Source organism: Ornithinibacter sp., from assembly GCF_035443565.1.
Classification (GTDB): domain Bacteria; phylum Actinomycetota; class Actinomycetes; order Actinomycetales; family Dermatophilaceae; genus Fodinibacter.
Window position 1 is genome coordinate 1 of record NZ_DAORSO010000114.1, and the last position, 4457, is coordinate 4457.

General features: G+C 74.7%; 6 protein-coding genes. 1 reads left to right on the plus strand and 5 read right to left on the minus strand.

Annotation, left to right across the window (positions count from 1 at the left end; all coding sequences use genetic code 11):
• Window positions 1-211: 211 nt before the first annotated feature.
• The 5 genes from PLL68_RS10980 to PLL68_RS11000 are packed head-to-tail and all read right to left on the minus strand — an operon-like array spanning window position 212 to window position 3810.
• Window positions 212-424, minus strand: coding sequence for a ferredoxin (locus tag PLL68_RS10980; protein WP_324534024.1), 213 nt, complete (start codon window positions 422-424; stop codon window positions 212-214).
• Window positions 421-1731 carry an NADH-ubiquinone oxidoreductase-F iron-sulfur binding region domain-containing protein gene (locus PLL68_RS10985; protein WP_324534025.1) on the minus strand — a complete coding sequence of 437 codons (1311 nt, stop codon included), beginning with the start codon at window positions 1729-1731 and terminating at the stop codon, window positions 421-423. The genes PLL68_RS10980 and PLL68_RS10985 overlap by 4 nt, the downstream gene beginning before the upstream one ends.
• On the minus strand, window positions 1728-2399 hold the full coding sequence (locus PLL68_RS10990; RefSeq protein ID WP_324534027.1) for a ferric reductase-like transmembrane domain-containing protein: 672 nt from the start codon (window positions 2397-2399) through the stop codon (window positions 1728-1730). Before PLL68_RS10990 ends, PLL68_RS10985 begins: the two co-directional genes overlap by 4 nt.
• Window positions 2396-3388 (minus strand): FAD:protein FMN transferase, encoded by a 993-nt coding sequence (locus PLL68_RS10995; RefSeq protein ID WP_324534029.1) that lies wholly within the window; start codon window positions 3386-3388, stop codon window positions 2396-2398. Before PLL68_RS10995 ends, PLL68_RS10990 begins: the two co-directional genes overlap by 4 nt.
• Window positions 3385-3810 carry a hypothetical protein gene (locus PLL68_RS11000; RefSeq protein WP_324534031.1) on the minus strand — a complete coding sequence of 142 codons (426 nt, stop codon included), beginning with the start codon at window positions 3808-3810 and terminating at the stop codon, window positions 3385-3387. The genes PLL68_RS10995 and PLL68_RS11000 overlap by 4 nt, the downstream gene beginning before the upstream one ends.
• Window positions 3811-4079: 269 nt before the next feature.
• Here PLL68_RS11000 and PLL68_RS11005 point away from each other — a divergent pair.
• Window positions 4080-4457 (plus strand): hypothetical protein (locus PLL68_RS11005; RefSeq protein WP_324534033.1); only part of this gene is annotated, 378 nt, incomplete at its 3' end.

Sequence of the window (4457 nt, forward strand, 5' to 3'; positions counted from 1 at the left end):
CGGTCTGGCGAGCACCCCTGAGCACGTGGCCCGGCTGGTGGCGGCCGTGACGGCGTTGGCCGCCGACGGTCCGGGCGCCGAGTACGAGCTGACCGAGCAGGGCTGGGCTCCGGTCGACGACACCCGTGAGCTGGACGCACCCCTGCCCTGGTGACCGACCGCTGCCCTGGCGACCCACCACGTCCGGCCTCTCCAGCCGGGGGAGGCGGGGTCAGGCAGGGCGCAGGTGCAGAGCCCGTCGTGGGCAGGCGTCCGCAGCCTCACGCGCCAGTGCCTGCAGCGCCGGGCTGACCGGCCCGAGCACGACGGGGTAGCCCCACTCGTCGAGCACGATCCGCTCCGGCAGCAGCTCCGCACACAGCCCGCGTGCCCGGCACTCGGGCCAGTCGACCCGCAGCACGACGTCGCCCGCGCCCGCACTCATGCCGCACCCACGGTGCTCAGGGCACGGCATCCGCACCGGCCGTCGAGATGTTCCTCAACCTCGCCGTCCAACGTGGTGAGCAGCGAGGTGACGATGCGGGCCGTGCCATCGGGGTGCGCACAGGCGCCCCGCCCGCGCACCAGCCCGGTGAGCTCGGCGATGCGCCGCCGCGTGTCGGCGCCCTCGGCCAGCCCACGCACCTCGTCGGCCAGGGCGGGCAGCCCGTTGAAGCACGGCCCGCACCGACCGGCGGACTCGGCCGCCAGGTAGGTCACGATCCGCGCGGTCTCCTCGACGGGGCACTGGCCCCGCGCCAGCGTGATGACGCACCCTGCACCCAGGGACGCCCCGAGGGCTCTCAGGTGGGCGTTCGACCACCGCAGCGCCGGCACGTCACGGGGGCTCAGCCAGGCGCCGTGGAAGCCGCCGACGAGCACCGGGTTCGCGAGCGCCTGCGCCGACAGCACCTGTGACGCCGCGTCGCCGTGGCACACCTCGACGACCCGCACACCAACCACCGGCACACCATCGACGCCGGCGCGCCCCGAACCGCCCGACGAACCGCCGAACGACCCGTCGGGACCCGCCGGTTCGGTCAGCGTGAGCAGCGTGGTCCCCGGCTCCTGCGGGGTGCCGTACGACGCGTACCTGTCGGCCCCGACATGGACGGCCGCCGCGAGGTGCGCGAACGACTCGGCGTTGGAGAGCAGGGTGGGGCGCCCCCGGTGCCCGGACATGGACTCCGGGACCCACGAAGTGACCGGCAGGCCGGAACGCCCGGAGAGCAGTTCGAGCACGGCGCGCGCCTGCCCGGAGACGAACCGCGCCTGCGCTTCGTGCCGGGACCATCGGATGCCGTGGTCGTCACGTTCCGCGACGGCTCGGGCCGCCGCAGCCCCGGCCCAGGGGCGGTCGACGGAGGTGACGAGGTGCACGGTGCCGGCCCCGAGGGCACGCGCCGCGAGCACGGCACCGTCGAGCACGAGGTGGGGGGCGACGTCGAGCAGGGCGCTGTCCTTGGCGCTCGCCGGCTCTCCTTCGGCGGCGTTGACGACGACGACCGGGCGCCGGCCGGGGCGCCGACTGCGGTGCGCCAGCACGGTGTCGATCTTGCGCGCCAGCGGGAAGCCTGCGCCGCCCCGGCCGCGGACCGCGAGGGGCGCGAGTACGGCGAGGAGGGCACCGGCATCCGCCTCGGGCAGGGGGCCTTGGCGCACGCGGTGTGCGGCCAGGCTCGGCCCGTCCGCGATGCCGGAGAGCAGCATCGGGCCGGGTGTCACGTCGACGACGTCGGGTGGGCGGATCATCGCCGGCTCCCGGTGGGTGCCGCGACACGGGTGGATGCCCCGCCCGAGGTCACGCGGGGGGCGGCCTGGGTGCTTGTCGCGGGGAACAGCTCGCCCAGCGTCGTGGTCGAGGGCGCTGGCGCCACCGACCTCCGCGGCCGCGACCGCACGACGTCGACGACCCGGGCGAGCGCGGCGACCGCGACGGCGACGACGCATCCCAGGGTGATCGCGGCCAGCCAGCCCCGCTGCGAATCCGTGCCGATGCCGATGCCGTGGGCGACCCCCGCGGCCCACGCGGCGTACGTCGTGAGGTGCACGGCGAACCACACGCGGTGAGGGATACGGGCCCGGGCCAGCGAGGTCGCGACGATGAGCAGGGTGACGTCGAGGGCGAGGGCCCCCAGGCCGAGCCACCAGCGCTCGTAGGTGCCACCGAAGGGCACGAACGCCTGCCACCAGCGGATGTCCACGTACTCGTCGACGACCGCGGTCACGGCGTGGCCCACGAGCAGCAGCACCGACAAGGCGGCGAGGGTGCGGTGGAGCCCCTGGGTCACGAACCGGGGCCACAGCGGGGTGCTCGAGCGGCCGGTGGCGAGCACGCCGAGCACGACGGTCACGCTGAACACGACGAGCAGCGCGATGCCGGTACCGCGATTGAGGTACCAGAGCAGGGGGGCGGTCATGGGGTCTCCTCGAGATCGGACGCCGTCCACGCCGGGGTGCGCGTCACGCGCCCCTCGTGGTCGACGAGTCGGGCGGCGACGCCGCGCTCGCACAGCCAGGTCAGTGCGGTGTCGCCGAGGACGATCGCCGCCGTGCTGGCGGTGTTCGCTGCGGCCGCGGTGTGGCCCAGCGCGGTGACGGTGCGCCACGGACCGGTCGCGGGCTCGCCGGTGCGCGGGTCGACGAGGTGGTGCCAGGTCAGGCCTGCACGGCGCCAGTGCCGCGCCGCGGTGCTCGACGTCGCCAGGCCTCCGCGCGTGAGGCTCACCCGGGCACTCGGGCCGCCCGAGGCGAGGTCGGCCACGGTGTGGCCGAGGATGACGGTGTAGCCCGGGTGTTCATCGGGGAGCCCGGGACCGTCGCCCGGGGAGGCTACGCGCACATCACCCCCGAGGCTGACGAGCACCGGGACCTCGAGCGCGTCGGCGATGGTGAGGGCGACGAGGTCGGCGGCGAAGGCCTTGCCCGTGGCCCCGAGGTCGAGGGCTGATCCGGGCGGGACACGCAGGTGGCTCTCGCCGACCTCGACGTCCTGCCACCTGCCGCGGGCGCGGGGCAGGGCTGCCGGGTCTGGGATCTGCGCCGGGACGAGCTCGAACGAGCGGTCGTAGCCTGCCGCACGCAGCACCTCGCCGAGCAGGGGGTCGACGATGCCCGCCGTGTCCTCGGCCGCCTCGAGGGCGACGCGGACCGCGGCGGCCAGCACCGGTGAGACCGGCACCGTGGTGCCGCTCGCCTGGTTGGCCCGGGTGAGGTCGCTGTCCTGGCGAAAGCGGCTGCACGCGGCGTCGACCTGCGCGAGCACGTCGACGGCGATGTCGGCGGCGGCGCGAACGGCATCCGGGGTCGTCCGCACGTCGACGTACGTGCCGAGCGCACGCCAGGTCGCGGCCCCGGCCGAGGTCTCGAGGGTCGGGGACTGGTCCGTGGATGCCGTTCGCGCGGTCATGATGCGGCGCTCACGACGGGCGGTGGCGGGGGAGGAGCGGGGCGCTTGGCTTTCGCGGAGCTCGTGGAGGAGCGCTTCGACGACCTGGGTGCCGAGGACCCGTTGACCCGGGCGCTTCCCGGCGCCGATGCACGCACGATGACGTCGGGGCCGACGACGGTGCGCACCGGGCGGGGGACGGTGACCACGACGGGGTTCTCAGCCGCCCAGGCGAGCAGTGCCTCGTGGTGGGCCTGGGCAGCCTGCGCCTCGGCCAACGCCTTGGCCTGTGCCTTGGCGGCGTCCTCGCGAGCGGTCTCGCGGGCTGCCGCGGCCGTGGCGACGCCGGTGCCGGCCACGGCGGTGGCAGCGAGGGTGCCGCTGAGCACGGTCAGCACGACGCGTGAGCGGTTGCGCTGCGTGGGGCTGAGCAGTGGTCTCACAGGGGTGGTCCTCTCGGTGGTGCAGGGGTGGGCGTGGTGCTCGCCACGCACCCACCGTCGCCGCATCGCTGCCAAGCGCACGTCATCGCGGTGTTAAGGAAGCGTCATGACCGGGAACGAGCCGACCCGGCGTGGCGAACCGACCTGCACGTGGAGAACGAGGTGGCCGGGCAGCCTTGATGAAGGCTTGACGTCGTGACCATGCCCTCTTGACGGGGCAGCGCCGACGATCGGGGTGTTCGCCCCAGCACCTCGATCCGGAGGCCACCATGTCCCTCTCCACCAGCATCGCCGCAGGCACCCTGCTCGGCGCGGTCGCGGCCTTCGCGGTGTACACGGCCACCGCACCCGGCGAGGATGCCGTCGTCGCACCGGTCGCGGCCGTCGTCGCCCCCGTGCCCACACCGACGGTGACGCAGCTCGCTGACGGGTGCGAGCCACCTGCGGTGCTCACCGGTGACGAGTGCGTCACCACGACCCCTGGTCGCCGGATCGTCGGCACGGCGCCCGCCGGCCCCTCGAGCACCACCACCTCGGCGGGTCGCACGGCAGGTGACCGTGCCGATGCCGACGACCGTGACGACGACGATGACGACCACGACGATGACGGCGATGACCACGGTGGGGACGACGACCACGACGACGAC